Genomic DNA, 25727 nt, shown 5'->3' on the forward strand with positions numbered 1-25727 from the left:
GTTCACGTCCAACGATGGTTTCTGCACGACCCATCAGTGCTGCTGATGAGTGGTGGCGGGCGGGCGGAGCCGGTCGGCCAGGACGGCGGCGGCCCCGGCCGGGGCGCCGGGCGAGAGGAGCTCCGTACGGTGCACCAGGCGCGGGCCGGCCAGCGGCACCGCCACCCCGGCCCCGGCCGACTCCGCCACCCCGCGCGGCAGCAGGGCCAGCCCGTGGCCGCCGGCGGCCAGGGCGCAGAGCGCGCGCAGGTCGGTGCCGGAGTAGTGCAGGGCGGGGGCCGGCCGCGGGCCGGCGGCGCCCAGCGCGGTGCGGACCGCGGACAGCGGGATCCCGGCCTCGGGGGCGTCCAGCCAGCGGGCGTCGGCCAGGTCCTCCAGCCGGACGGCGGACCGGTCCGCGAAGGGGTGCCCGGCGGGCAGCAGCACGGCGAGTTCCTCCTCGCCCAGGCCGGTGACGCTGAGCGGGGCGACGTCCGGCAGCCGCAGCGGATCGCTGGGCGCGGCCGGGCCGTCGACCAGCCCGAGATCGCAGCCGCCGGTGGCCACGGCGGCCGGCACCTCGGTCGCGGGCAGCACCCGCAGGGTCACCCCGGTGGGCGGCAGCGCGGCGAGCAGGCGCGGGCCGACGGCCAGCGGAGACACGGCCACCGTGACCCGGCCGGGCGGCGCGGCGGCCAGCCGGAGGACATCGGCGCGGGCGGCGTCCAGCCGGAGCAGCAGCGGCCCGGCGTGCTCCAGCAGCCGCGCCCCGGCCGTGGTCGGCCCGACCGGCCGCCGGGTCAGCAGCTCGGCGCGCAGGTCGCCCTCCAGGGCGGCGATGTGCTGGGAGACGGCGGACTGGGTGTAACCGAGCTCGCGGGCGGCGGCGGAGAACGACCCGAGCCGCACGACGGCGACGAAGGTCCGGAGCAGATGCGGATCCATCCCCCCAGCATCCGCCCCCGACCCCCCGACCGGAATCGCAGGTCCGGGGGACGGGGGTCCGCCAGGATGCGGGTATGGCTGATGACGTGGAACGCGAGTACGCACACGAGCACGCACACGAGGGCGGGCCCGGGGACGAGCCGGTACCCGGGCCCGTACCCCAGCCCGCACCCCAGCCCGGGCAGCGCCCCGGCCGGGCCCCCCAGGAGCCCCCCGCCCCCTTCGGTCCCGCCGACTACGTCGCGCGCATGGGCGCCGCGGTGCGGGCCGCCGAAGGGGCGGGGCTGGAGGGGGTGTTGGTGGCGCCGGGGGCGGATCTGGTGCATCTGACGGGGTACCGGCCCGCCGAGACCGAGCGGCTCACGCTGCTGGTGCTGGCCGTCGGGCGGGAGCCGGTGCTGGTGGTGCCCGCGCTGGAGGCGCCCGACGCGGCGGCCGCCGCCGGGGCGCCGGGGTTCACGCTGCGGGAGTGGGCCGACGGCGAGGACCCGTACGCCGTGGCCGCCCCGCTGCTCGCCGCCGCCGGCCGCTACGCGGTCAGCGACAACACCTGGGCCGCGCACCTGCTGGGGCTGCAGCGGAACGCGCCCGGCGGGACGACGTACGCCTCGCTCACCGAGGCGCTGCCGCTGCTGCGCGCGGTGAAGGACCGCCGGGAGCTGGACCGGCTCGCGGCGGCGGGGGCGGCCGCCGACGCCGCGTACGCGGAGATCCTGCGGGTCCGCTTCGCCGGCCGCCGGGAGGCCGAGGTCGCCGCCGACCTCGCCGCGCTGCTGCGCGCCCACGGCCATTCCCAGGTGGACTTCACCGTGGTCGGCTCCGGCCCCAACGGCGCCAACCCGCACCACGAGGCGGGGGAGCGCACCATCGGGCGCGGCGACATGGTGGTCCTCGACTTCGGCGGCCTCAGGCACGGCTACGGCTCCGACATCTCCCGCACCGTGCACGTCGGGGAGCCGACCGCCGAGGAGCGGGCGGTGCACGATCTGGTGAGGGCGGCCCAGCAGGCCGCCTTCGAGGCGGTCCGCCCGGGCATCGCCTGCCAGGAGGTGGACCGGGCGGCCCGGGCGGTGATCGCCGACGGCGGGTACGGCGACCGGTTCATCCACCGCACCGGCCACGGCATCGGCGTCACCACCCACGAGCCGCCGTACATGGTCGAGGGGGAGGAGCAGCCGCTGCTGCCCGGCATGTGCTTCTCCATCGAGCCGGGGATCTACCTGCCGGGCCGGTTCGGGGTCCGGATCGAGGACATCGTGACGGTCACGGAGGACGGCGGACGCCGCCTCAACCTGGCTCCCCGGGAGCTCGCCATCGTCGAATGAGTCAGGCCCGCAAGGGAATTGGCCGGAACTGGCCCCCGTTCCCGGGCAACCGGATCGGCCCCGGAGGTGGTCTGGAGGGCGAGGGGGTGAGCGATGCCGGGACACCAGGACGCGGAGGCCGAGTTCCAGGCCTTCGTGCGTGCGCGCTGGGCCCATCTGGTGCGGACCGCGTACCTCCTGACCGGCGACCCGCACGATGCCGAGGACCTCACCCAGACCGCCCTCACCAAGGCCTACCGCTCCTGGCGGCGGATCCTGGGCACGGACAACCCGGAGGCCTACCTCCGCCGGATGCTGGTGAGCTGCAACAACGACCGGTTCCGCAAGCGGCGGGTCGCGGAGCGCCTCACCGCCGCCCCGCCGGACACCCTCTCGGCCGATCCCACGGCCGCCTGGGCGGACGAGCGCAACGCCCTGGTGTCGGCGCTGGCGACCCTGCCGGACCGGCAGCGGGCCGTGGTGGTGCTGCGGTACTGGGAGGACCTCGCGGAGGGGGAGGTCGCGCACGCCCTCGGCTGCTCGGTGGGCACGGTCAAGAGCCAGGCCTCCAAGGCGCTGGCCAAGCTCCGGGCCTTCCCCGGGCTGGACCAGGTGGTCGAGGGCGTCCGGGCGGGGGCGGTCCGGTGACCGGCGCCCGGTGGGAGGGGGAGCCGGCGGCCGCCGTCGGGGTGGACGAGGCCTTCGAGGCGCGGCTGCGCGCCCTGCTGGCCGAGGACGCCGCCGCGCTCCGCCCCTGCCTCCCGCCCTACCCGGAGATCCTCCGTGACGGACGGGCCGACCGGCGCCGCCGCCGGGTGGCCGTCGCCGCCCTGGTGTGCGCGCTGGCCGGAGCCCCGGCCGTGCTCGCCGGACTGCTCCTGGCCGGCGGGGGGTACGAGGAGCGGCCGGCCGGCACGGTGGTGATGGGCCGCCCCACCGAGACCCCCGACCCCGGCCCGCACGGGCCCGGCCGGCCCGCCACCGCCGATCAGCTGGTGGACGGGGTGACCTACGGTCAGGCCGCCGGCTGGCTCGCCGACTGCCTCCGCAACACCCTCCAGCCGCAGCGCCCCGCCGACATGCGGCTGCTCCTGGCCCAGGCCCGCACCGACGGCCCGCCCGGCCGGTACTGGCTGGTCGCCGTCTCCACCACCGTCCCGGGGGCCGGGGTGCGCTGCGGGATCGCCGACGGCCAGGTGGAGGAGTTCGTCCCGCTCCACACCACTCCGGGGGAGGCCCAGGACTCCCTGACGCTCCCCGGCGGGCCGCCGCTCCGCCGCAGCCCGGAGGCCACCGCACTGCGCCCGCCACGGCCTGCCGGTGAACTCCCGTCCCGATGGAGCGACTTCGGGCGGGTCGCGCCGGAGGTCGACCGGCTCACCGTCACCTACGGCGGGAACACCGCGGTCGCCGTCATCGACCACGGCTGGTACGTGGCCACCGGCCTGACGGCCGCCGGATCCGCCGCCGGTGCCGAACCGCCCCGGTTCCGGGCCTACGACGGGCAGGGGCGGCCGCTGACGGGCACGGCGGAGCCCGGCGGCCGGTGACCGGCCGCGTCCGCCGCACCGACCGGCGGCGACCCGGGAGAACAGGGGACTCCCGGGCCGCCGCCCACCTCCCACGGCCCCGGGACGGGAGGACCTACGGCCCGAGCACCACCGCCGAGGTGCCCGGCAGATGGATCCGGCCGTCCGGGCCGGGATGCTCCACCGGCTCCCAGGCCGCCAGCACCCGGACCCCGTTGCGCCCCAGCGCGATCGTCACCGGCTCCGCCGACAGGTTGACGGCCACCCGGACGTCCCCGCGCCGGAAGGTCAGCCAGCGCCGCTCCTCGTCGTAGGCCACCCGCACCGCGCCCAGGTCCGGATCGCGCAGGTCCGGATGGGTCCGGCGGAGCGCCACCAGCGTCCGGTACCAGCCGAGCAGCCGCTCGTGCTCGGGGCGGTCCGGCTCCGACCAGTCCAGGCAGGACCGGTCCCGGGTGGCCGGGTCCTGCGGGTCGGGGATCTCCTCCGCCGACCAGCCGTGCGCGGTGAACTCCCGCCGCCGGCCCGCCCGTACGGCCTCCGCCAGCCCGGGGTCCGGATGGTCGGTGAAGTACTGCCAGGGCGTCCGCGCGCCCCATTCCTCGCCCATGAACAGCATCGGCACGAACGGGCCGGTCAGCACCAGCGCCGCCGCGCAGGCCAGCAGTCCGGCCGGCACCCCCGAGGCCAGCCGGTCGCCCAGCGCCCGGTTGCCGATCTGGTCATGGGTCTGGGCGTAGCCCAGGAACCGGTGCGCCGGGGTCCGCCGCCGGTCCACCGGGCGGCCGTGGGTGCGGCCCCGGAAGGAGGACCAGGTGCCGTCGTGGAAGAACACCCGGGTCATCGTCTTGGCCAGGGCGGCCAGCGGTGCCCGGGCGAAGTCCCCGTAGTAGCCCTGGGACTCGCCGGTGAGCGCACAGTGCAGGGCGTGGTGGAAGTCGTCGTTCCACTGGGCGTGCAGACCCAGCCCTCCGGAGGTGTCCGAGCCGACGGTGGCCCCGGAGCCGCGCGGGGTGGTGGTCCGCGGATCGCACCGGTCGGACTCGGCGACCAGGAACAGCGGTCGCCCGGTCTCCTTCGCCAGGTCGTCGACGGCCTGCGAGAGTTCCTCCAGGAAGGTCAGGGCCCGGCCGTCGGCCAGCGCGTGCACCGCGTCCAGCCGCAGACCGTCGATCCGGTAGTCCCGCAGCCAGGCCAGGGCGCTGCCCAGCAGATAGGCCCGGACCTCGTCGGAGCCGGCCGCGTCCAGATTGACCGCCGCGCCCCACGGGGTGTGGTGGGTGTCGGTGAAGTACGGTCCGAAGGCCGGCAGATGGTTTCCGGACGGGCCGAGGTGGTTGTGCACCACGTCCAGGACCACGCCCAGCCCGTGCGCGTGCGCCGCCGTCACGAACCGGACCAGCCCGGCCGGCCCGCCGTAGGGCTCGTGGACCGCCCACGGGGCGACCCCGTCGTACCCCCAGCCGTGCCGGCCGGGGAAGGGGCAGACCGGCAGCAGTTCCACATGGGTGACGCCCAGCGAGACCAGGTGCCCCAGCCGGGCGGCGGCCGCGTCGAAGGTGCCCTCGGGGGTGAACGTGCCGATGTGCAGCTCGTACAGCACCGAGTCCTGGAGCGGGATCCGCGGCGGCGGTGCGGCGCCGGCTGGCCGGTCGGCGGCCGGATCGGCCACCGCGGAGAGCCCGTCCGGGCCGTCCGGCAGCCGCCGGCCGCGCGGATCGGGGAGCACGGCGGGCCCGCCGTCCAGCAGGAAGCCGTAGCGGTCGCCGGCGGCGGCCGGGACCTCGGCCCGCCACCAGCCGGGCCGCCCCGGATCGGGATCCCGCTCCATCGGGTGGGTGTTCCCGTTGAGCCGCATGTCCACGCGCGCCGCCGCATGCGGCGCCCACACCTCGAACTGCACGGACGGTCCCCTTGTCTTCGGCGGGGCCGGCGGTGACCGGCATTCACGATCCTCCACGAATCACCGCCATCATCCAGGGCCGGACGGGGGACTTCTGGACACTCCGGCCCCGACGGGCCGACAATCACCCTGTGACGTCGAGTTTCGAGTTCCCCGCCTATCCCGCGCACCCGGTGCCGCGGGTCTCCGACGCGGAGCGCGACCGTGCCCTGTTCCAGCTCAGGGAGGGTGCCGCGGACGGGAAGCTGTCGCACGACACCTTCATGCGGCGGATGGAGCTCGCGCTGGTCGCCCGGCGGTCCGAGGAACTCGCGGCGCTGACCGCCGACCTGGCCGTCCGCGGCGGGCCGGCCGGCGGCTGGACCGCGAAGCTCTTCGGCTGGGTGGGGCGGGTCTCCGCGGTCCGCGCGGGCATCACCTCGGCCTGGCACGCGGAACGGCTGCCGAAGCTGCTGCTGCCGATGCCGGGCGCGGGCACCCTGCAGATCGGCCGCGACCCCGGCAACGGGCTGCGGCTCACCCACGAGACGGTGTCGCGCAGCCATGCCGAGCTCAGCCTGCGGGACGGCCTGTGGGTGCTGCGCGACCTGGGCTCCACCAACGGCACCACGGTCAACGGCCGCCGGGTCACCGGCTCCGCGGTGGTCCGTGACGGCGACCAGGTGTCCTTCGGCCGGATGAGCTTCCGCCTCTCCACGAACTAGCGGGCCTCCGGCGGGCCGGACCCGGAGGATGGGGGCATGACCGATCACCACGGCGTGCGCGCCGCCCGCCCCGAGGACCTGCCCCGGCTGGTCGAACTGATCCACGAGCACGTGGCCTACGAGAAGTCCGCCCCCCGCCCGCCCGGTCTCGCCGACCGGCTCGGACCGCTGCTCCTGGACCCCGGCGCCGGACTCCACGTCCTGCTCGCCGAGGACCCGGCCGGCCGGGTGGTCGGATACGCGGCCTGCTCCACCGAGTTCTCCTTCTGGGACGCCGCCCGCTACCTCCACATGGACTGCCTCTACCTCGCCGAGGACGCCCGCGGCCTCGGTCTCGGCGCCGCCCTGATGGACGCGGTCTCCGCCCTCGCCCGCGAACTCGGCCTGCCCGAGGTCCAATGGCAGACCCCCGAATGGAACGAGGGCGCCATCAGGTTCTACGACCGGCTGGGCGCGACCGGCCGGCCCAAGCTCCGCTACACCCTGCCGGTCACCGGCTGACCCGGCCCGTCACGGCTGCTGGTGCCCGGTGAGCCGCTCGTAGGCCGCCAGGACCGTACGGGACTGGTGTTCCACCTGGGTGGCCACCGGGATCCAGCGGGCCCCGAACCGGTTGGCGAAGTCCTCGCACCACCCCGTCACCAGCCGGTCCAGCTCCGGCGCGGCCGGATGCCCGGAGGCCCGCAGGACCCGCAGCAGCATCGCCGCCGCGCGCAGCGCCAGCCGCCGGCCGAAGGCGTCGATGCTGCCGATGTACGCGGCGGTGGCCTCGGCGGGCGCGCCCGGGCCGGACCATTCGGCCGCGATCCGGGGGATCAGGGCGAGGGTCCAGTCCACCGACCGCAGCAGCGGGGCGGTCAGGTCCGGTCCGGCGGCGGGCAGGTCCGGGCGGGCCCGGGCCAGGATCCCGGCGACCAGGGCCGCGTCCCGGTCCAGCCGGCCGGCCAGCACCCGCAGCGACCGGCGCGGGTCCGGGTGCGGGGCCGGGTCGTCCACCAGGTCACTGGCCCACATCGGCACCTCGACGATCGCGGTGGTGCCCGCGTACCGGTGCGCGCGGTACCAGGTGCTCAGCCGGGCGTCCTCCGGGTGGAAGTCCCCGGCGCCGGGCCCGCCCGCCGGGCCCGGCATCACGAAGACCCCGGGCCCGGAGGAGGGCCAGCCGGCCGCGTCCGAGGCCCCGGTCTCCACCGGGATCCCCAGCTCCGCCGCCGACTTCCCGAACGGCTCCGCCAGCCCCGGTATGTCCCGGGTGAGCTGCACCCAGCTGCCGCCCAGGTCGGTGCCGTGCAGCGAGACCTGGAGGACGGGCCGCAGTTCGTCGATCAGACCGGTCAGCACCCGGGTCTCCGGCGGCAGCAGGTCGCCCGGCAGTAACGACGGCGCCCATTCAGGCTGTTCGGGCCCGGGCGGCCGGAAGAAGTTCCGGTGGTAGTCCAGCAGCGAGTACGGGCGCGGGGTCCGGTGCAGGGCCGCGCCGTCCGGGTCCGCGCAGAGCAGGAAGTGCCAGGCCCGGCCGCCCAGGGCGGCGGGGTCCCGGAGCATCCGGCGGGCCAGCGCCAGCGCGGTGGGCCCGCCCACCGGCTCGTTGGCGTGCGCCCCCGCGACCACCAGCACCCCCGGGCCCCGGGCGGTGCCGGGGGCGACGGACAGCAGCCACAGCGGGCGGCCGCCCCGGGAGGTCCCGGCCCGGCGCAGCCGCGCCTGGCCGGGGTGGGCGTCGGCCAGGGCGCGGGCGGCCAGGGCCAGTTCACGGGGTGTGGGATAGCACATGTCTCGGGTCAGGGTCACCGTGGTGAGATGCCCCTCCCGGGCGCGCCGTAAAGGCGCGCCCGGGATGCTCCTGAGCGGCTCCCGGCCGTGCGCCGATCAGGTCGGCTGCCGCAGCAGCACCGCCACCGGCCGGCCGGAGCCCAGCAGCGCGGACAGGGCGACGGTTCCCTCGTGCACCGGTCCGCCCGCCCCGGTGCCCCCGGCCGCCCCGGCCGCCGCTCCCGGGGCGGGCAGCGGGCTCCAGCGGCCGGCCGGGAGCGGCAGGACGGTGTCCCGCCAGCCGCCCGCGTCGGCGAGCCGCAGCGCCAGCCGGGTCACGGCGACCAGCAGGGAGTCCGCGGCCCGGGTGAAGGCCAGGCAGTGCTCGGCGGCCGGGCCGCGCGCCGCGAGCGGGGCGTAGCCGCGGAACAGCTCCGGCCGGTCCCGGCGGAGCCGCAGCAGGGAGGCGCTGAGGGCCAGTTTCTCCTCGGACAGGCCCACCGGGGCCGCCCCGCCGTCGAGCCGGGCCAGCACCTCCCGGTGGAAGCGGGCCGGCCGCCGGTTGTCGGGGTCCACCAGGGCCCGGTACTCCGCCTCGCAGTCCTGGTACACCTCCGGCACCCCGGGCATGGTGAGCTGGAGCACCGCCGCCCCCAGGGTGTTGCCGCGCACGGCCGGTGCCAGACCGGTCAGGGCGCCGATGCCGGGGCCGGCGCTGCGGTCGGCGCAGACCGGCACGGTCTTCTCGTACGCCGGATCGGGATCGATCCAACTGGTGTGCAGGGCGGCCTCCTTGGCGGCCTTCAGCAGGGCTCCGGCCAGCCGTTCCGGTCCGTCCGGGACCACCCCCAGGCCCAGGGCGCTCTGCGCCGCCACCCAGGCGAGCTGGGGATCCCCCGGCCCGGCGCCCTGACCTCCGGCCGGGGAGGGGGAGGGCGCGGCGAGGGCCGACGGCCGTTCCGAGAGGGCGGCGATCCGGGCCCGGACATCGGCGCTGCGCTTGGTGTCATGGGTGGAGAGGACGGTCCCGGAGGCGGGCCAGTCCTCCTCCAGGTGCGCGCAGTAGGCGTGGAACTCGGCCGGGCTGACCGCCGGCCGCCCGGGGTCCCCGCCGACCTCGGTGGCGGACAGCAGCGGCGCGTACCGGTAGAACGCCCGGTCCTCCAGGGACTTGGCGCGCAGCGCGGCGGAGGTCTGCGCGAACCGGGCCGCGAACGCGGGCGAGTCCCGCACCAGGGCGGCCACCCGGTCCACGGCGCCGGCCCCGGCCGTCTTCCGGGCCCTGGCCAGCGCCCCGGCGTCGAGGCTCCCGTCCCCGGGGTAGGGCCGGTAGACCGGATAGGCGACCAGCAGGGCCACCACCGCCCCGGCCAGTTCCGCCACCGCCCCGCCGGAGCCCGGACCGTCTCCGGAGAGCGGCTCCGGGGAACCGTCCTCCGGCCCGGCGGCGGCCAGCCGGAGCAGGGCCGTCAGCTCCGGGGCCAGGTCCTCGGTCAGTACCGCGGTCCCGGCCGCCTCGGCGACCGCCGGCCAGTCCGCGGAGCCGGTGGCGGCCCGGAACCGGACCGCCAGGGCCTCCGCCCCGGCCGGGTCCACGAACACCCCGTCCACCCGGTGCAGGGCGTCGTAGCCGGTGGTGCCCGCCACCGGCCAGCCCGAGGGCAGCCGTTCGGTCCGGGCCAGGATCTTCTCCACCACCACCCAGCAGCCGTCGCCCACCGCCTCCCGCAGCCGCCGCAGATAGCCCTCCGGGTCGGCCAGCCCGTCCACATGGTCGATCCGCAGTCCGGCCAGCACCCCGTCCCGGACCAGCTCCAGCACCTTGGCATGGGTGGCCGCGAACACCTCCGGATCCTCCACCCGGACCCCGATCAGCTCCGAAATGGTGAAGAAACGGCGGTAGTTGAGGGAGGTCCGGGACTCCCGCCACCAGGCCGGCCGGTACCACTGGGCGGCCAGCAGCTCCGGCAGCGGCAGCCCCTCCGTGCCCTCCCGCAGCGGGAACTCGTGGCCCTCGTACGACAGCAGCCCGCCGCCGGTCCCGGCCCGCTCCCAGTCCGGCTCCCCGCCCAGCACCGGCAGCAGCAGCCGGCCGTCGCCGGCCGCCCAGTCGATGTCGAACCAGCGGGCGTAGGGGGAGTCCGGGCCCTCCCTCAGCACCTCCCACAGCGGCCGGTTGAGCCGCAGCGGGGAGGGCACCGCCATGTGGTTGGGGACGATGTCCAGCACCAGCCCCAGACCGTGCCGGCGGGCCGTCCCGGCCAGTGCCCGCAGGCCGGCCTCCCCGCCCAGCTCCGCCCGGACCCGGCCGTGGTCCACCACGTCGTACCCGTGCGTGGAACCGGGCACCGCCTCCAGGACCGGGGACAGGTGCAGATGGGACACGCCGAGCGAGGCCAGATAGGGGACGGCCGCCTCCGCATCCGCAAAGCCGAAGCCCGGCCGCAGCTGGAGCCGATAGGTGGACGTGGGGTGTTCCCCGGGTGACGAGATCGCGTTCGCATACTCCTGGGTCATGGAAACCTACGTACCCAGCGACGCCGATTCCGTGCCATTGCCCAGTGCATCCGGGTGACTGCGGTGGGTTAGCGTCGGCCCGGTGGTTGGAACCGTCGACACCTATCGAAAAGTCATCGCCCTGACCGGGCCCCTTCTCCCGCTCGTCTCCTTCTTCGCCCGACTCCCCGTCGCCATGTCCCAGTTCGGCAGCGTGCTGCTGGTCGCCGAGACCAGCGGATCACTGGCCACGGCCGGCGTCGTGGGCGGCACCCTCTCGGCCGGCCAGGTGGTCTTCGGACCCGTCCTGGGCCGGATCGCCGACCGGCGCGGACAGCGCCCCGTGGTGCTGGCCGCCGCCGCGGTGAACGCCCTGGCCACCGGCGCCCTGGTCGCCGGGGCCCTCGGCGGACTGGACACCCTCCCGCTGGCCGCGATCGGTGCCGTCACCGGCGCCTCCGTCCCGCTCATCGGACCGCTCGCCCGGACCCGCTCGGTGGCCCTCGCGCACCGCGCGAAGGCCGACGAGGGCGTGGTCGGTGCCGTGCACTCGCTCGAAGGCACCCTGGACGAGGTCTCGTTCGTCATCGGACCGGCCCTGGTCGGGCTGGCCGCCCTGGCCGCCCACCCGGCCGTGGCCCTGGCCGGCGCCGCCGCCCTGGTCGCCGTCTTCGCCACGGCCTACGCCCTGCACCCGACCGCCGCCGTCACGGCCGGGTCCCCCGCACCGCGCCGCCCCGCCGGGCAGCCCCGGACCAGGCCGCCGGGGGTGGTCCGCTCCGTCCGCGTCTCGCTCGCCCTCCAGGGCGCCATGTTCGGCGGCTGCCAGGCCGGGATCGCCTCCCTCACCGCCGAGTTGGGGGTCCCCGGCCAGGCCGGGATCGTCTACGCGGCGATGGGCGTGGTCAGTGCCGTGGTGGGCCTGGCGCTGGGCGCACTACCGGCCCGCTTCGGGCTGCGGATGCGCTGGCGGGCCGCCACCGGCGCGGCCCTCGTGCTGTCCGTACCGCTGCTCCTCACCAGTGGGCTGCTCGGCCTGTACCTGGTGGTGACCTTCCTCGGTGCCGCCTACGCCCCCCATCTGATCACCGCGTTCTCGCTGACCGAACGGCATGTGGAGCCCGCCCGGCTGGCCGAGGCGATGGCCCTGGCGGCCAGCTCGCTGGTGGCCGGGCAGGCCCTCGCGCTCGCCCTGTCCGGGCGGCTCGCCGAGGGGTACGGGCCGTCCGGCGCCTTCGCGGTGGCGGTCGGCGCGGCCGGCCTCAGCTTCCTGCTCGCCCTGCTGACCCGGGTGCCGGCCGCCCGCACCCACACCCGCACCACCGCGTTCATCCCGGCCCCGCAGACCGGCTCACCGGCCGCCGCCGCCGACGCTGACGACGTAGACGTAGACGTAGACGTCGACGTCGCCGATGTCCGCGGCGACGGCACCCGCAGCTACGCGGGGCGCTGAAGCACCACCAGGCTCCGTCCCGTCAGCGCCACCCGGTCGCCGGCCGCGAACTGCGGTCCGGTGCCGGGTGGCAGCACCTCCGTGCGGGCCGTGTCCACGATCAGCCGCCACCGGTCGCCGTGCCCGGCCGGCAGGGTGAACTCCTGTGCCTCCGCGCCCACGTTGAACATCAGCAGGAACGAGTCGTCGGTGATCCGCTCGCCCCGGCTGCCGGGCTCGGAGATGGCCTCCCCGTTCAGGAACACGGTCAGCGCCCGGGTGCTCTGGGCCTGCCAGTCCCGGGCCCGCATCACCTCCCCGTGCGGGGTGAACCAGGCGATGTCCGACAGCTCGTCGGGGGTGCCCTCCACGGGCCGGCCGTGGAAGAAGCGGCGGCGCCGGAACACCGGGTGGTCCCGCCGCAGCCAGACCATCTGCCGGGTGAACTCCAGCAGTCCCGGGGCCTGTTTGCCGGGCTCCGGCCAGGCGACCCAGGCCAGCGGGTTGTCCTGGCAGTAGGCGTTGTTGTTGCCGCCCTGGGTGCGGGCGAACTCGTCCCCGTGGCTGAGCATCGGCACGCCCTGGGACAGCATCAGGGTGGCGGTGAAGTTCCGCATCTGGCGGGCCCGCAGCTCCAGCACCTCCGGATCCTCGGTGGGGCCCTCCACCCCGCAGTTCCAGGACCTGTTGTGGCTCTCCCCGTCCCGGTTGCCCTCCCGGTTCGCCTCGTTGTGCTTCTCGTTGTACGACACCAGGTCGTGCAGGGTGAACCCGTCGTGGCAGGTGGTGAAGTTGATCGAGGCCAGCGGGCGCCGGCCGTCGTCCTGGTAGAGGTCGGAGGAGCCGGTGAGCCGGCCCGCGAAGTCGGCCAGGGTGCGGGGCTGGCCGCGCCACAGGTCCCGGACGGTGTCCCGGTACTTGCCGTTCCACTCCGTCCACAGCGGCGGGAAGTTGCCCACCTGGTAGCCGCCCTCGCCCAGGTCCCAGGGCTCGGCGATCAGCTTGACCTGGCTGACCACCGGGTCCTGCTGGACCAGGTCGAAGAACGAGGACAGCCGGTCCACCTCGTGGAACTGCCGTGCCAGGGTCGCGGCCAGGTCGAAGCGGAACCCGTCCACGTGCATCTCGGTGACCCAGTACCGCAGCGAGTCCATGATCAGCTGGAGTACGTGCGGGGACCGCATCAGCAGCGAGTTCCCGGTGCCGGTGGTGTCCGTGTAGTAGCGGGCGTCCTCGGACAGCCGGTAGTAGGAGGAGTTGTCCAGCCCCCGGAAGGACAGGGTGGGGCCCAGGTGGTTGCCCTCGGCGGTGTGGTTGTAGACCACGTCGAGGATGACCTCGATCCCGGCCTCGTGCAGGGCCCGGACCGCCGACTTGAACTCCAGCACCTGCTGGCCGCGGTCCCCGGAGGCGTAGCCGTTGTGCGGGGCGAAGAAGCCGATGGTGTTGTAGCCCCAGTAGTTGCTGAGGCCGTCGTCGACGAGCCGGTGGTCGTTGATGAACTGGTGCACCGGCATCAGCTCCAGCGCCGTCACCCCCAGCTTGACCAGGTGCCCGATCACGGCCGGGTGGGCCAGTGCCCCGTAGGTGCCGCGGAGCTCCTCCGGCAGGTCGGGGTGGCGCATGGTCAGCCCCTTGACGTGCGCCTCGTACAGCACGGTGTGGTGGTACTCGTGACGCGGCGGCCGGTCGTTGGCCCAGTCGAAGTACGGGTTCACCACCACCGAGCTCATGGTGTGCGGGGCGGAGTCCAGGTCGTTGCGGGAGTCGGGGCGGCCGAAGTGGTAGCCGTACACCTCCTCGCCCCATTTCACGGATCCGCTGATGGCCCGGGCGTAGGGGTCCAGCAGCAGTTTGGCGGCGTTGCAGCGGTTGCCGCGCTCGGGTTCGTACGGTCCGTGCACCCGGAAGCCGTAGCGCTGACCGGGCATCACCCCGGGCAGGTAGGCGTGCCGGACGAACGCGTCCGTCTCGCGGAGTTCCACCGCGGTCTCCGAACCGTCCTCGTGCAGCAGGCACAGTTCGATGCGTCGGGCGGCCTCCGAGTAGACCGCGAAGTTGGTGCCGGCGCCGTCGTACGTCGCGCCGAGTGGATACGCCTGTCCGGGCCAGACCTGCATAGATGCGACTCTTCCATTCCTGATCCGGCGTCGGATGGTCTCCGGCAGATCTTCCCCGAAAGGGGGGCTCAGCGGGGGGACTTGCACGGGTCCTACCGGGTGACTCCGTCTACCTGATATGCGGGTCAGCAGACTGTCCGGGAATCCGATGATGGGTCAACAGGGCGGCGGCACAAGGGCCATCCGGCTGCATGGGGCCCGGTGCGCGGAGTACCCTTCCTTGATCACTGGAGGGGTAGCGGAAGGCGGTACGCGGGTGAGCTCGGGAGGTCTGGAGCTGCCCCCTGGTGACCCTGGTCACGAGGGCGGCGCCGCGGAGGCCGGTACGGTCTCGCTGGCGGGACCGGAACCGGGCGGGAACGCGCCGGCCGGGGCGGAACTGGACTGGGGAGCCGACGTCTGGACGGAGGTCCGCACCAGGGCCCAGCGGGCCGGCCGCGCGTACATCTGGCTGAATCTGATCGAGCAGCGGCTGCGGTCCGTGGTGGGCGCGGTCCTGCGGCCCATCTACCACCCGGTGCACGGCGAGGACGACTGGGTGGTCGCCGCCGCCGGACCGGCCGGGCAGGAGTGGGTGCAGCGGGCGGTGGCGGTCCGCGAGGTCAGCCGCCGCAAGGGCTATCTGCTGGACCCGGCCGACGACAACGTGCTGTCCTTCCTCACCCTGCCGCAGCTGCGGGAGCTGATGGTCCAGCACTGGCCGTGCTTCGAACCGTACTTCGACGACCGCCGGGAGATCGAGCTCGCCCTCGACGAGCTGGAGGTCGCCCGCAACGTGGTCTCCCGCAACCGGGCCCTGTCGCAGGCCGTGCTGGGCCAGGCGGAACGGGCCTCGGCCCGGCTGCTGGAGGTGCTGGGCGGCGGGGCCGGCAGCCCCTCCGCGGACCGGCTGCCGATCGACGCGGTCGAGGACCTGGTGGGGGACCGCTACGCGGACGTCATCGGGGTGCACCCGGACCGGGTCCGGCTCCAGCGGCAGCTGCCCGCCGAGGACCTCTTCGGCGGGGCCCGCCGGCTGGACGCCATCGGGATAGGGCTGAACCTGCTGGTGCAGAACTACTCGGGCCGAAGACTCGTCCGGCTGGTGGAGGCGGGCTGCCGGGTCCGGCTGCTGTTCCTGAACCCGGCCAGCAGTGCGGTGAAGCGGCGGGAGCGGGAGCTGGGGCTGCGCAAGGGGGAGCTGAGCCGCTCGGTGGAGATGAACATCCTGCACGTCCGCCGGGTGCGGGCGGGGCTGCGGGACCCCTCCGGATTCTCCATCCACGTGTTCGACGAGACCCCGAGGTTCACCGCCTATCTGGTGGAGGGCGAGTCGGCGGGCATCGCGGTGGTGCAGTCGTACCTGCGCCGGGCCCGGGGCATGGAGGCCCCGGTGCTGGTGCTGCGGGGCGGCGGCCGGGGCGTCCCCAAGGACGCCGACCACGGCCTGTTCACCACCTACCGGGAGGAGTTCGAATCGGTCTGGGACGACTCCCGGCCGGTGTCCTGAGCCGCTCCGGAACCGGGTCCGGCCCGGCCGGCCCCCGGGTCCCGGCCGGTCGGCGAGCCCCGGCGGCCGGGCTGTCAGTGCCCCGTGGCAGGCTGAAACCCGTTGACCGCAGAGGTGCAGGGGTACGGGGGAGGGGCGTCATGGGGGAGTGGCACGGGGGCACACTGGTCGGATTCGATCTGGAGACCACCGGGACGGAGCCGGCGGAGTCCCGCATCGTCACGGCCGCGCTGGTCGAGGTGACCGGCGGAGTGGTCGGCGCGCGGCGCGGCTGGCTGGCGGACCCGGGGACGGCGATCCCCGAGCAGGCCTCCGCCATCCACGGCATCAGCACCGAGCGGGCCGCCCGGGAAGGCCGGCCGGCCCCGCAGGTGGCCGAGGAGCTCGCGGCGGCCCTGGCCGGGCTGTGGCGGCGCGGGGCGGTGGTCGTCGCCTACAACGCGGCCTTCGACCTGTCCCTGCTGGCCGCGGAGCTGGCCCGGTACGGCCTGCCCTCGCTGGCCGAGCGGCTCGACGGGGCGGAGACCGGTCCGGTGGTCGACCCGCTGACCATCGACCGGGCGGTGGACCGGTACCGCCGGGGCAAGCGGACCCTGGAGGCGGTCTGCGGGGTGTACGGGGTGCGGCTGGAGGACGCGCACGACGCGGGCGCGGACGCGCTGGCCGCGGTCCAGGTGGCCCGGGCGATAGCCGACCGGCATCCGGCGGTGGCCGGGCTCACCCCGGCCGAGCTGCACCGGGAGCAGGTCCGCTGGCATGCCCGCTGGGCGGCCGACTTCCAGTCCTATCTGCGCCGCCAGGGCACCGCGGACGCGGTGATCGACACGGCCTGGCCGCTGCGCGGGCTGACCCCGGCGGGTGCCACGGTCTGACCGGGCGGTGGGGCCGCCTGACGGGCCGGGTGGCCGGGTGGGCGGGTGGGCGGGTGGGCGGGCCGGCCGGGGGTGTCGGCCGCTCCCCTTTCTAGAAGGGGTGCCAGCGGACCTCGGGGGCGCGGTCGCGCAGGGAGGCGACCCGGCGGGCGAACTCCTCGCGGGCCTTGGGGTTGGCGGGAGCGTGCTGGGCCACCCAGGCGCAGCTGGCGGTCTCGCGGGCGCCCCGGAGCACCGCGCAGCCCTCCCAGTCGCGGACGTCCCAGCCGTAGGCCTCGGTGAAGCGCCGGTAGGAGTCGGCCGGGAGCCCGTAGCGGTCCAGGGAGAGGGCCATCACGACCAGGTCGTGTTCGCGGAGGTCGGTGGCGAAGGTCTCCAGGTCGACCAGGACGGGTCCGTCCGCGGTGCGGTGGACGTTGCGCGGCAGCGCGTCCCCGTGGATCGGACCGCGCGGCAGGTGCGGGATCAGGGCGGCGGCTTCGGCGGCGAAGGAGTCCCGGCGGGCCCGCAGATAGGCCGCGTCCGCCGGGTCGATCGCCTCGCCGGCCAGCCCCAGCCAGCGCTCCACGCCGCCCAGCAGGTCCCGGCCGGGCAGTGCGAAGGGCGGCGCGGGCAGGGCGTGGACGGCGCGCAGCAGTTCCGCGAGGTCCTCCGGGCCGGCCGGCCCGGTGGCGTCCGGGAGCCGGTGCCAGAGGGTGACCGGGTGGCCGTCGGCGGACCGGGGGCGGGGCTCGGCCGCCCGGACCGCGGGCACTCCGGCCCCGGCGAGCCAGTGGGCCACCGCCAGTTCCCGTTCGGCCCGGGGCAGCAGTTCGGCCGCCCGGCCCACCTTGGCCACCAGCCCGCCGACGGCGAACACCGCGTTCTCGCCCAGGGCGAGCAGTTCCGCGGGCCCGTCGATCCCGGCGCTCCGCAGCAGTTCCCTGGCCCGTGCTTCGTCCATCGGGCCAGTCTCGCACCGTCCCGCACCGTTCCGTATCGAAAATACTAGACGAGACGTCTCGTCTCGTATTACTGTGTGGCCATGACCTCAGCCGGAACCCCCGCAGCCGACATCACCGACGCCGCCGTCCGCCCCGCGCACATCGCGATGTTCTCCATCGCCGCCCACGGACACGTCAACCCGAGCATCGAGGTGATCCGGGAACTCGTCGCCCGCGGACACCGCGTCAGCTACGCCATCCCCGCCTCCTTCGCCGAGAAGGTGGCCGAGACCGGCGCCACCCCGGTGATCTACACCTCCACCCTCCCCACCGACGAGGACCCCGAGGCCTGGGGCACCGAGCTCATCGACAACATCGAGCCCTTCCTGGACGACGCCGTCCAGACCCTCCCGCAGCTCGCCGCCGCCTTCGAGGGGGACGAACCCGATCTGGTGATCCACGACATCACCGCCTATCCGGCGATGGTCCTGGCCCGCCGCTGGGGCGTCCCCGCCGTCTCCCTCTCACCCAACCTGGTCGCCTGGGAGGGATACGAGCAGGAGGTCTCCGAGCCCATGTTCGCCCCGCTGAAGGCCTCCGAGCGCGGACGGGCGTACTACGCCCGCTTCCGCTCCTGGCTGGACGAGAACGGCATCCCCGACGACCCCGACCGGTTCGTCGGCCGCCCGCCCCGCAGCATCGTGCTGATCCCCAAGGCCCTCCAGCCGCACGCCGACCGGGTCGACGAGAAGGTGTACACCTTCGTCGGCGCCTGCCAGGGCGACCGCTCCGCGCAGGGCCGCTGGCAGCGCCCCCCGGCCGCCGAGGGCAGGAAGACCGCCCTGGTCTCCCTCGGCTCCACCTTCACCAGGCAGCCCGCCTTCTACCGGGCCTGCCTGGAGGCCTTCGCCGGCCTCCCGGACTGGCACCTGGTCCTCCAGATCGGCAAGTTCACCGACGAGGCCGAACTCGGCGAGGTGCCCGCCAACGCCGAGGTCCACCGCTGGGTCCCCCAGCTGGACCTGCTGCGCCAGGCCGACGCCTTCATCACCCACGCCGGAGCCGGCGGCAGCCAGGAGGGCCTGGCCACCGGCACCCCGATGGTGGCCGTCCCCCAGGCCGTGGACCAGTTCGGCAACGCCGACATGCTCGCCGCACTCGGTGTGGCCCGCCACCTCCCGATGGACCAGGCCACCCCCGAGGCCCTGCGCACCGCGGTCCTCGAACTGACCGCCGACCCCGAGGTCGCCGCCCGCGCCGACGCCATCCGCCGGCAGATGGCCACCGAGGGAGGCACCCGGCAGGCCGCCGACCTCATCGAGGCCGAACTGCCCACCCGCTGACCTCACGGCCGATGTCACGGCCGATGTCACGGCCGATGTCACAGCCCCGTCCTATGGTTCGGCCATGATGAAGACGTACGCGGCCCTGCTGCGCGGCATCAACGTCGGCGGGGCCAAGAAGGTCCCCATGGCCGAGCTCCGCACCCTGCTGGAAGGCCTCGGCCACACCGGCGTCCGGACCTACCTCCAGAGCGGCAACGCCGTGTTCCGCAGCACCGGGCCGGAACCGGAACCCCTCGCCCGCGCGCTGGAGCGGGCCATCGAGGACCACTTCGGCTTCCCGGTGGCCTGCCTGGTCATGGACGGCGCCCACCTCCGGGCCGTCGCCGAGGCCTGCCCGTACCCGGCGGACGCCCTGGACGGCAAGCAGCTGCACGCCACCTTCCTCTCCGAGCAGCCCGACCCGGACCGGTTCGCCGGCATCGACCCCGAGGCCTTCCTCCCGGAGGAGTTCGCCCTCGGCGACCGGGTCCTCTACCTCCACCTCCCCGACGGCCTGGGCCGCTCCCGCCTCGCCGAGACCATCCTGCGCCCCTCGCTCCTCAAGGGCCTCGACACCACCACCCGCAACTGGAACACCGTCCGCAAACTGGTCGAACTCACCCAGGACACCCCCTAGAGGAGCCCGTCGCCGGGGGGCTGCTCTAGGGGGTGTCGGCCAGGACGTCCAGGAGTTCCCGTTCCCGCGGGGACAGCCGGACCGCGGCCGCGTCCAGGTTCTCCGCCAGATGCTCCGGGGAGCCGGTGCCCGGGGTGGGGCAGAGCACCGGCGAGCGGTGCAGCAGCCAGGCCAGGGCGATCTGCCCCGGCGTGGCCCGGTGCTCCGCCGCCACCGCGGTCAGCGCGCCCGGACTCTCCCGGCCGAACGCCCCCCGCCCCAGCGGGTAGTACGGCAGGAAGGCGATCCCCCGCGCCTCGCACAGCTCCAACAACGGTTCCGAGGAACGGTCGAGGAGGTTGTAGGCGTTCTGCACCGAGGCGATCGGCGTCGTCCGCAGCGCCGCCTCCACCTCCTCCCGGGTCACCGTGTCCAGCCCGATGTGCCGGATCTTCCCCTCGGCCCGCAACTCGGCCAGCGCGCCCAACTGCTCCTCCGCCGGCACCGCCGGATCGAACCGGTGCAGCTGGTAGAGGCCGATCGAGTCCACCCGCAGCCGCCGCAGACTCGCCTCGCACATCGCCCGCAGCTGCTCCGGACGCCCCGCCGCGTGCCACCGGTCCGAGCCGGTGCGCACCACCCCGCCCTTGGTGGTGACCAGCAGTCCCTCCCGGTACGGGTACAGGGCCTCCGCGATCAGCTCCTCGGCCAGCTCCGGACCGTAGTTGTCGGCCGTGTCGATCAGGGTGACCCCCCGCTCCACCGCCGACCGCAGCAGCTCCCGGGCCTCCGCCCGGCCCGCGCGCGGCCCCCAGTACCCCTGACCCACCAGCCCGCCGGTCCCCAGGCCCAGCCGACGCACCGGAAGGTCCCCGCCGATGTGAAACACCGAAGTCTCCATGCCCCCGACCGTAGCCCGGACCGCCCGGTGTGCCAGGCTCCCCCCATGCGTTACATCATCATCGGCGCGGGCGCGGTCGGCGCCACCATCGGCGGACGCCTGGCGCAGTCCGGCCACGAGGTCGTCCTGGTCGCGCGCGGAGCCCACGCGGAGGCCCTGCGGACCGCCGGACTCCGGCTCGCCACCGCCGACGGCACCCGGCAGCACCGCCTCCCGGTCGCCTCCGGCCCCGCCGAGCTGGGCGAGCTCCGCCCCGACGACGTCCTGCTGCTCACCGTCAAGACCCAGGACGCCACGGCCGCCCTGGACAGCTGGAGCGACGCCGAGGTGGCCGGCGGCGGCACCGCCGCCCAGCGGCTGCCACTGCTCTGTCTGCAGAACGGGGTGGAGGGGGAACGGCTCGCGCTGCGCCGGTTCGCCCGGGTCTACGGGGTGTGCGTATGGCTCCCGGCCACCTTCCTGGAGCCCGGCACCGTCTCCGCCCTCTGCGCCCCGCTCACCGGCATCCTGCACCTGGGCCGGGCGGCCGGCGGCACCGACCGGACCGCCAAGCGGATCGCCGCGGACCTCGCCGCCTCCGGGTTCGAGGCACCGGTGGTCGCGGACGTGATGCGCTGGAAGTACGCCAAACTCCTCGGCAATCTCGGCAACGCCATCCAGGCGGTCACCGGCCCGCGCCCGGACCCGGCCAAGACGGCCCTGACGGGCCGGGCCGTCCGCGAGGCCGAGGCGGTGTTCGAGGCGGCCGGAATCGCGTACGCCACCCCGGAGGAGCAGTCCGCCGCCCGCGACGGCAAGGTGAACCAGCCGCCCGGGGACCGCGGCGGCTCCTCCTGGCAGAGCCTCCGCCGGGGCACCGGCTCCATCGAGGCCGACTACCTCAACGGGGAGATCTCCCTGCTGGGCCGCCTGCACGGCATCCCGACCCCGGTCAACGAGGTCCTGCGCCACACCGCCAACATCCTGGCCCGCGAAGGACTCCCGCCGGGCGCCATGTCCATCGAGGACCTCACCGCCCTCGCCGACGAGGCCACCACCCGCGGCTAGCCTCCCGCCCACCGGACCACCCGGCCCGCCGGCCGCTCAGCCGGCCAGCCCGTCGGCCACGGAACGGAACCAGGCGCCGTGCGAGAACGGCTCCGGGGGCTGCACCTCCATGCCCAGCTCGGCGGCGGCCCAGGCGTACTCGGAGTCGGAGAGCGCCAGCGCGAGCAGTTCGTGCAGCTCCCCGACCAGCCGGGCCACCAGCTGCGGGTGGGTGGTCGCGGCGTAGTCCCGTACGGCTGCCTCGTGGTCCGGGAATTCGTCCACGATGTCCTGGGAGAACCAGCCGCCCAGCAGCTGGGCGGTCTCCGGGAACCGGGCGTGCCACTCCCAGTGGGTCTCGGGGGTGGCGGGCGGCGGGACTGCCCCTTCCCCGATGCTCCGCCCGAGGTGGTCGGCGAGGACCAGCAGCCAGTCCTGGACGGCTGTTTCGGGCAGGCCGACGTCCGGGACGGCGTAGTACTCGCCGAGTCCGACCCGCAGCCGGCCGGGCGGGGTCCGGGCGTACTCGCGCAGCTGGCGCTCCGCCTCGGCGAGGGCCCAGGGACGGGTGTGCCAGGTGTGGCGCAGATAGGCGTCCAGGGCCGCGCTGCTCTTCTCGGCGGTGTCGTCGCCCGGGCGGCCGAGGTAGGCGCGCATCACCTGGTCCAGCTCGCCGTAGCGGCGGTCGTGCTCAAGGGGCTTCATGGGCATGGCGGGGCCTCAGAGGTAGATCGGGAAGGACGCCTGCACGACGAAGCCGTGCGGCACGCCGGGCTCCCGCCGCAGCACCACCCGGGCGGCCCGGACGTCGACGGGGTCCCGGCCGGCCAGCGCCATGGCCTGGATCGCGACCCGTCCGATCGGCTCCTCGCGGGACGGCCACTCGGCCTCGATGGTGAGCCGGGCCCGGGCGTCATTCTCCCTCACGGGTCAGTACTCGGGAGTGAAGACCCAGTACAGGCCGACCTCGGTGGGTGAGGCCACGACCAGGCCGAGGTCCTGGACGTAGACCGTCAGGGAGTGCCAGCCGAGGGCGGTGGCGTCGTAGTCGGGGTGGCGGTTGCCGTGGGCCCGGGTGAGGTTGGTGTGGCAGGTGATGTCCGGGCCGTGCCGGGCCAGCAGGGTGCCCGCCGAGGCCAGCAGCTCCTCCCGGCTCTCGGCGAAGCCCAGCAGGGCCTTCGAGAGCATCCCGCCGGGCGCTGCCGTCATGGCGATCAGCTGCTCGGCCGCCGCCTCCGGTTCGATCTCGTACAGCTGTCCGCCGAGCGCCTCCGCCGTGGTCGGCAGGAAGGGATACGGGGGCCGCTCGTCGCCGTCCTCCGCGTAGCCCCCCGGGCAGTCGTCCAGCCGGGCCCAGCCCCTTGGGTCGGGGACCGCCCGCGCCATCACGTCGAGCACGTCGGCACGCCAGTCCGCGTGCCGCCGCGGCCCGGTGGCGACGAACGCGAACGAGCCGTCGTACAGCAACTGCACGGTGGCCTCCCAGCCGGCCTGGTCTACGGACACGCGGGGTGCTTCCTTCCGGTCGTCACGGGGGCGTCACTTGGTCGGCATCGAGGTGAGTACGGTGAACGGGGGATCGGTGTCCCGGTTGTACTTCACTATCGTCTGGATCCCCTTGACGTCCACGACCTCCGCGTTCATGCCGTTGTACCGCCAGCCCGACGGAGGGTGGTTGGGATCGGCGTTGCGCTGGACGCTGCGGCCGCTGAAATCGTTGCCGGGGGCGGTCTCCGTGAGGAGGAGGTTGCGCGTCGGCGGACTCGGCGGCCCGGCCAGCCAGGCCGCTATCTCCGCCTTGTTGTTGTTGATGTTGTACTGGGTGAGTCGCTCGGCGGTGGCGTAGTCGGGGAACGACGATGAGGCGCTGGGCCGGGGTCGGCCATGCGGCCAGGCCGTCTGCGAGGCGGGCACCTGCTCGTCCCGGAGCCGCTGGAGGAGTTGTTCATCGGTCTTGCCGACGTGCTTGTCCAGGGTGTGGCCGTTGTTCAGCCACTCGTTGCCCGCCAGGTCCAGGGTGTAGTGGCCCGTCTTGCCGTCCTGGGCCAGCCAGTGCTGCGGCTCCTTGAACTCGTCCAGGGCGCGGGCGCCGTAGCCCTGGGCGCGGGCCACGCCCGCCTCGAACTCGGGGGCGGAGAGGTAAGCCTCGTCCAAGGGGCCCTTCAGGGCGGCGAAGCGGGTGGTGAGCTCGCGCAGGGTGTTCTGGTAATCGGTGACGATCCGGTTGAGGGCGGCAGTGTCCAGCTTGAAGATCAGTTGGACGTTGAACTCGGTGAGGAGCTCCAGGCCCTTGCCGGCGGTCTTCCCGAGCCACGGCCTTCCGGTACTCCTCCCACACCTCGCGGTTGAGGACCACCGCCGCCTGGGCGTACTCGTACAGGATCTTGCTGATCTTGTAGGCGGTGTCGAAGAGGACCGTCATCACCGGCTGGCTGCCGGTCGGCACCTTGGGCGTGCCGGGCCCGCTGTCGGTGGACTGGGCCCACTGGTAGCCCTCCCGCTGCCCGCCCCAGCCGGTCGCCCCCCACAGCGCGCTGCAGAACACCGTCATGGCGTCGTGCCAGTCCGCCTGGTTGGGGTTGGTGATCGTGCCGACCTCCGAGGTCAGCGAACCCGACACCAGGCTCAGGCAGTTCAGGCTGCGCGCCCAGCTCTGCGAGAGGAAGCGCAGGTAGTGCTGCTGGGGGTACGGGTAGACCTCGGCGACCTTGCCGACCCGGAACGTCTTGCGGATGACCGGCTGGAGGACCCCCCGGACCGCCGACGGGATGGACTCGATCAGGGAGCGGAGGAAGTCGTCACCACCGTCGTCGTCCCCCCACTTCAGGTCGGGCACCGTGCCGTACGACGGGGCCTTCTCGATGATTCCGGCGGGTCGGGGCCGCTGCTCGGGGGAGGTACCGGCCTTCGGGTGGGCGGCGGCCTCGGCCCGGCTGTAGGCGTTGGCGGTCTCCACGAAGCCGACCGCGACCCCGCCGACGCCGACGACGCCCTTGGCCCAGACCTCCAGCCAGCGGTTGCCGATCTTCATGTACTCCTGGGAGAACGCGGTGGCGTCGGTGCCGGCGCCGCCCGCGTCTCGCCGGACAGCCGGCGCAGGGTGGGGAAGTCGACCGTGATGCGGTCGTCGTGGTCGCCCATCAGAGGGCTTCGAGGCGGCTCTGCGGGGCGGCCGGGGCACCGGAGGCCGCCATCGGGCCGGGTGCCACCATGGCCCGGGCCACCGCGGAGACGTTCTGGTAGCCCTGGACCCGCTGCATCTCGGCGAGGACGTCGAGGTCCTGGGCGCTGAATCCGTCGCGGCCGAGCCGGGCGGCCTGTTCGAGGAGGACCAGAACCTGGCGGATCCGTACGGCGTCCTCGATCACGCCCCGGTGCAGGCTCCGGTAGGCGGTGGCCGTGGCGCCGCTCCAGCCCGCTCCGATGGCGGCCACGATGCCGTCCATCTTCTCCGCCTGCTTCTCCAGACGCCCCTGCATCACGTCGAGCGCGTCGGCGAGCCTGGTCAGCTCGTCGGCCTTGACGGCGAGTTCGGCGTTCTCCATGGCTGTGTGCGCCTCCCGGTTCCGCGGAATTCGTACGCGCGAGCCATTATGCCGACAGGGCCGGGAGGGGGGTTCGGGCGGGGAGCGCGGTGGCGGAGTCGTAGCGGGTGAGGAGGAGGCGGGCCAGTTCGGGGGAGGGGCCCAGGGCCTCGGCCGTGATGTCGGCGCCGCCGGCGGCCGCGCCCGCCGCGATGCGGTCCGGGAGGCGGCCGGGGGCGATCACGTACGGGGCCACGGCGATCCGCCGGACCCCCTCCGCGCGGAGGGCGCGTACGGCGTCCTCCACGCGGGGCAGGGCAGCGGAGGCGAACGCGGGCCGCACGGCGCACCAACCGGTGTGCCGCCACTCCCGCGCGATTTCAGCGATCACCGCGATCGCCTCCGGGTCTGTGGAACCGGCGGACGCGAGGACCACGCCGGTGGTGGAACGGGCCGCCCGGGTGGACAGGTCCAGGCCCGCCTCGGTGAGCCGCCGCTCCAGGGTCGCCACCAGCAGCGGGTCCGGGCCCAGCACCTCGGCGATCCGGACCGAGAGTCCGGGCAGCCGGGCGGTGGACTCGGCCAGTACCGCCGGGATGTCGGCCTTCGCGTGGAAGGCGCGGGTCAGCAGCAGCGGCAGGGCCACCACCTCCCGGACCCCCGAGGCGTGCAGCCAGGCCAGCAGCCTCGGCACCGACGGGGCGTTGAAGTCCAGGTAGGCGGTCTCCACGCGGAGCCCCGGCCGCAGCGCCCGGACCCGCCCGGTGAGGGCGTGCACGGTCGCCGCGTGCCGCGGGTCGCGGCTGCCGTGGGCGATCACCAGGAGGACGGGGGGCGCCTGCCGGGGCGTGGCGCAGGGTGTGGCGTGGTGCGTGGCGTGGTGCATG

The 25727-nt window shown here is 74.8% G+C and carries 23 protein-coding genes and 1 pseudogene; 11 read left to right on the forward strand and 13 right to left on the reverse strand.

Translation table 11 applies throughout. From position 1 onward, the window contains the following. Positions 1-33: 33 nt before the first annotated feature. A complete protein-coding gene (locus ACZ50K_RS30585) occupies positions 34-924 on the reverse strand; it encodes a LysR family transcriptional regulator (protein ID WP_468908917.1) in 891 nt (296 codons plus the stop codon). A 248-nt stretch (positions 925-1172) separates the two neighbouring features. Here ACZ50K_RS30585 and ACZ50K_RS30590 point away from each other — a divergent pair, with 248 nt between their 5' ends. The 3 genes from ACZ50K_RS30590 (at position 1173) to ACZ50K_RS30600 (ending at position 3778) form a co-directional block, all read left to right on the forward strand. Next, positions 1173-2249, forward strand: a complete 1077-nt coding sequence (locus ACZ50K_RS30590; protein ID WP_468909106.1) for a M24 family metallopeptidase — start codon at positions 1173-1175, stop codon at positions 2247-2249. Positions 2250-2342: 93 nt separating this feature from the next. Further along, positions 2343-2876 carry a SigE family RNA polymerase sigma factor gene (locus ACZ50K_RS30595; protein ID WP_468908920.1) on the forward strand — a complete coding sequence of 178 codons (534 nt, stop codon included), beginning with the start codon at positions 2343-2345 and terminating at the stop codon, positions 2874-2876. Then, on the forward strand, positions 2873-3778 hold the full coding sequence (locus ACZ50K_RS30600) for a hypothetical protein (RefSeq protein WP_468908923.1): 906 nt from the start codon (positions 2873-2875) through the stop codon (positions 3776-3778). The genes ACZ50K_RS30595 and ACZ50K_RS30600 overlap by 4 nt, the downstream gene beginning before the upstream one ends. 94 nt (positions 3779-3872) lie before the next feature. On the opposite strand, the gene treZ is transcribed toward ACZ50K_RS30600, so the two are convergent. Continuing rightward, complete coding sequence (treZ, locus tag ACZ50K_RS30605; protein WP_468908926.1) at positions 3873-5660, reverse strand: malto-oligosyltrehalose trehalohydrolase; 1788 nt, start codon at positions 5658-5660, stop codon at positions 3873-3875. 131 nt (positions 5661-5791) lie between these two features. Here treZ and ACZ50K_RS30610 point away from each other — a divergent pair, with 131 nt between their 5' ends. Next, the gene (locus tag ACZ50K_RS30610; RefSeq protein WP_468908929.1) at positions 5792-6364 is read left to right on the forward strand and encodes an FHA domain-containing protein; all 573 of its coding nucleotides are present in this window, start codon (positions 5792-5794) and stop codon (positions 6362-6364) included. Between the two features lie 36 nt (positions 6365-6400). After that, positions 6401-6865, forward strand: coding sequence for a GNAT family N-acetyltransferase (locus ACZ50K_RS30615; protein ID WP_468908932.1), 465 nt, complete (start codon positions 6401-6403; stop codon positions 6863-6865). Between the two features lie 9 nt (positions 6866-6874). Here the strand turns inward: ACZ50K_RS30615 and ACZ50K_RS30620 are convergent, their stop codons facing one another. Then, entirely contained in the window at positions 6875-8137 is a 1263-nt protein-coding gene (locus ACZ50K_RS30620) for a M14 family zinc carboxypeptidase (protein ID WP_468908935.1), read from the reverse strand. A 96-nt stretch (positions 8138-8233) separates the two neighbouring features. Next, the gene (gene treY / locus ACZ50K_RS30625; RefSeq protein ID WP_468908938.1) at positions 8234-10633 is read right to left on the reverse strand and encodes a malto-oligosyltrehalose synthase; all 2400 of its coding nucleotides are present in this window, start codon (positions 10631-10633) and stop codon (positions 8234-8236) included. A gap of 82 nt (positions 10634-10715) precedes the next feature. Between treY and ACZ50K_RS30630 the strand changes: the two genes are divergently transcribed. Continuing rightward, entirely contained in the window at positions 10716-12065 is a 1350-nt protein-coding gene (locus tag ACZ50K_RS30630; RefSeq protein ID WP_468908941.1) for an MFS transporter, read from the forward strand. On the opposite strand, the gene glgX is transcribed toward ACZ50K_RS30630, so the two are convergent. After that, a complete protein-coding gene (gene glgX / locus ACZ50K_RS30635; protein ID WP_468908944.1) occupies positions 12050-14164 on the reverse strand; it encodes a glycogen debranching protein GlgX in 2115 nt (704 codons plus the stop codon). The two genes, ACZ50K_RS30630 and glgX, sit on opposite strands and share 16 nt — an antisense overlap. Positions 14165-14420: 256 nt before the next feature. Here glgX and ACZ50K_RS30640 point away from each other — a divergent pair, with 256 nt between their 5' ends. Together ACZ50K_RS30640 and ACZ50K_RS30645 are read left to right on the forward strand one after the other, a co-directional pair. Beyond that, positions 14421-15653, forward strand: coding sequence for an SAV2148 family HEPN domain-containing protein (locus ACZ50K_RS30640; RefSeq protein WP_468908947.1), 1233 nt, complete (start codon positions 14421-14423; stop codon positions 15651-15653). Between the two features lie 140 nt (positions 15654-15793). Then, positions 15794-16525 (forward strand): exonuclease domain-containing protein, encoded by a 732-nt coding sequence (locus ACZ50K_RS30645; protein ID WP_468908950.1) that lies wholly within the window; start codon positions 15794-15796, stop codon positions 16523-16525. A 91-nt stretch (positions 16526-16616) separates the two neighbouring features. On the opposite strand, the gene ACZ50K_RS30650 is transcribed toward ACZ50K_RS30645, so the two are convergent. Further along, positions 16617-17468 (reverse strand): phosphotransferase enzyme family protein, encoded by an 852-nt coding sequence (locus ACZ50K_RS30650; RefSeq protein ID WP_468908953.1) that lies wholly within the window; start codon positions 17466-17468, stop codon positions 16617-16619. An 81-nt stretch (positions 17469-17549) separates the two neighbouring features. Between ACZ50K_RS30650 and mgt the strand changes: the two genes are divergently transcribed. Together mgt and ACZ50K_RS30660 are read left to right on the forward strand one after the other, a co-directional pair. Then, positions 17550-18791, forward strand: a complete 1242-nt coding sequence (mgt, locus tag ACZ50K_RS30655; RefSeq protein ID WP_468908956.1) for a macrolide-inactivating glycosyltransferase — start codon at positions 17550-17552, stop codon at positions 18789-18791. A gap of 64 nt (positions 18792-18855) precedes the next feature. After that, a complete protein-coding gene (locus tag ACZ50K_RS30660) occupies positions 18856-19410 on the forward strand; it encodes a DUF1697 domain-containing protein (protein ID WP_468908959.1) in 555 nt (184 codons plus the stop codon). 25 nt (positions 19411-19435) lie between these two features. Here ACZ50K_RS30660 and ACZ50K_RS30665 read toward each other — a convergent pair whose 3' ends face one another. Then, entirely contained in the window at positions 19436-20290 is an 855-nt protein-coding gene (locus ACZ50K_RS30665; RefSeq protein ID WP_468908961.1) for an aldo/keto reductase, read from the reverse strand. 45 nt (positions 20291-20335) lie between these two features. Here ACZ50K_RS30665 and ACZ50K_RS30670 point away from each other — a divergent pair, with 45 nt between their 5' ends. Further along, a complete protein-coding gene (locus ACZ50K_RS30670) occupies positions 20336-21337 on the forward strand; it encodes a ketopantoate reductase family protein (RefSeq protein WP_468908964.1) in 1002 nt (333 codons plus the stop codon). 36 nt (positions 21338-21373) lie between these two features. Here ACZ50K_RS30670 and ACZ50K_RS30675 read toward each other — a convergent pair whose 3' ends face one another. From ACZ50K_RS30675 to ACZ50K_RS30700, 6 genes and pseudogenes are all read right to left on the reverse strand, one after another. Then, a complete protein-coding gene (locus ACZ50K_RS30675) occupies positions 21374-22027 on the reverse strand; it encodes a contact-dependent growth inhibition system immunity protein (RefSeq protein WP_468908967.1) in 654 nt (217 codons plus the stop codon). A gap of 9 nt (positions 22028-22036) precedes the next feature. Then, positions 22037-22225 (reverse strand): annotated as a pseudogene (locus ACZ50K_RS30680) (RNase A-like domain-containing protein); the annotation flags it as partial. Between the two features lie 21 nt (positions 22226-22246). Then, entirely contained in the window at positions 22247-22822 is a 576-nt protein-coding gene (locus tag ACZ50K_RS30685; RefSeq protein ID WP_468908970.1) for a hypothetical protein, read from the reverse strand. A gap of 33 nt (positions 22823-22855) precedes the next feature. After that, the gene (locus tag ACZ50K_RS30690; protein WP_468908973.1) at positions 22856-23470 is read right to left on the reverse strand and encodes an RNase A-like domain-containing protein; all 615 of its coding nucleotides are present in this window, start codon (positions 23468-23470) and stop codon (positions 22856-22858) included. Positions 23471-24456: 986 nt separating this feature from the next. Beyond that, the gene (locus ACZ50K_RS30695; RefSeq protein ID WP_468908976.1) at positions 24457-24861 is read right to left on the reverse strand and encodes a WXG100 family type VII secretion target; all 405 of its coding nucleotides are present in this window, start codon (positions 24859-24861) and stop codon (positions 24457-24459) included. 46 nt (positions 24862-24907) lie between these two features. Continuing rightward, positions 24908-25726: a sirohydrochlorin chelatase gene (locus ACZ50K_RS30700; RefSeq protein WP_468908979.1), complete on the reverse strand. Its 819-nt coding sequence runs from the start codon at positions 25724-25726 to the stop codon at positions 24908-24910. Between the last annotated feature and the right edge of the window lies 1 nt (position 25727).

This window comes from Streptomyces sp. NPDC033845 (assembly GCF_055576225.1).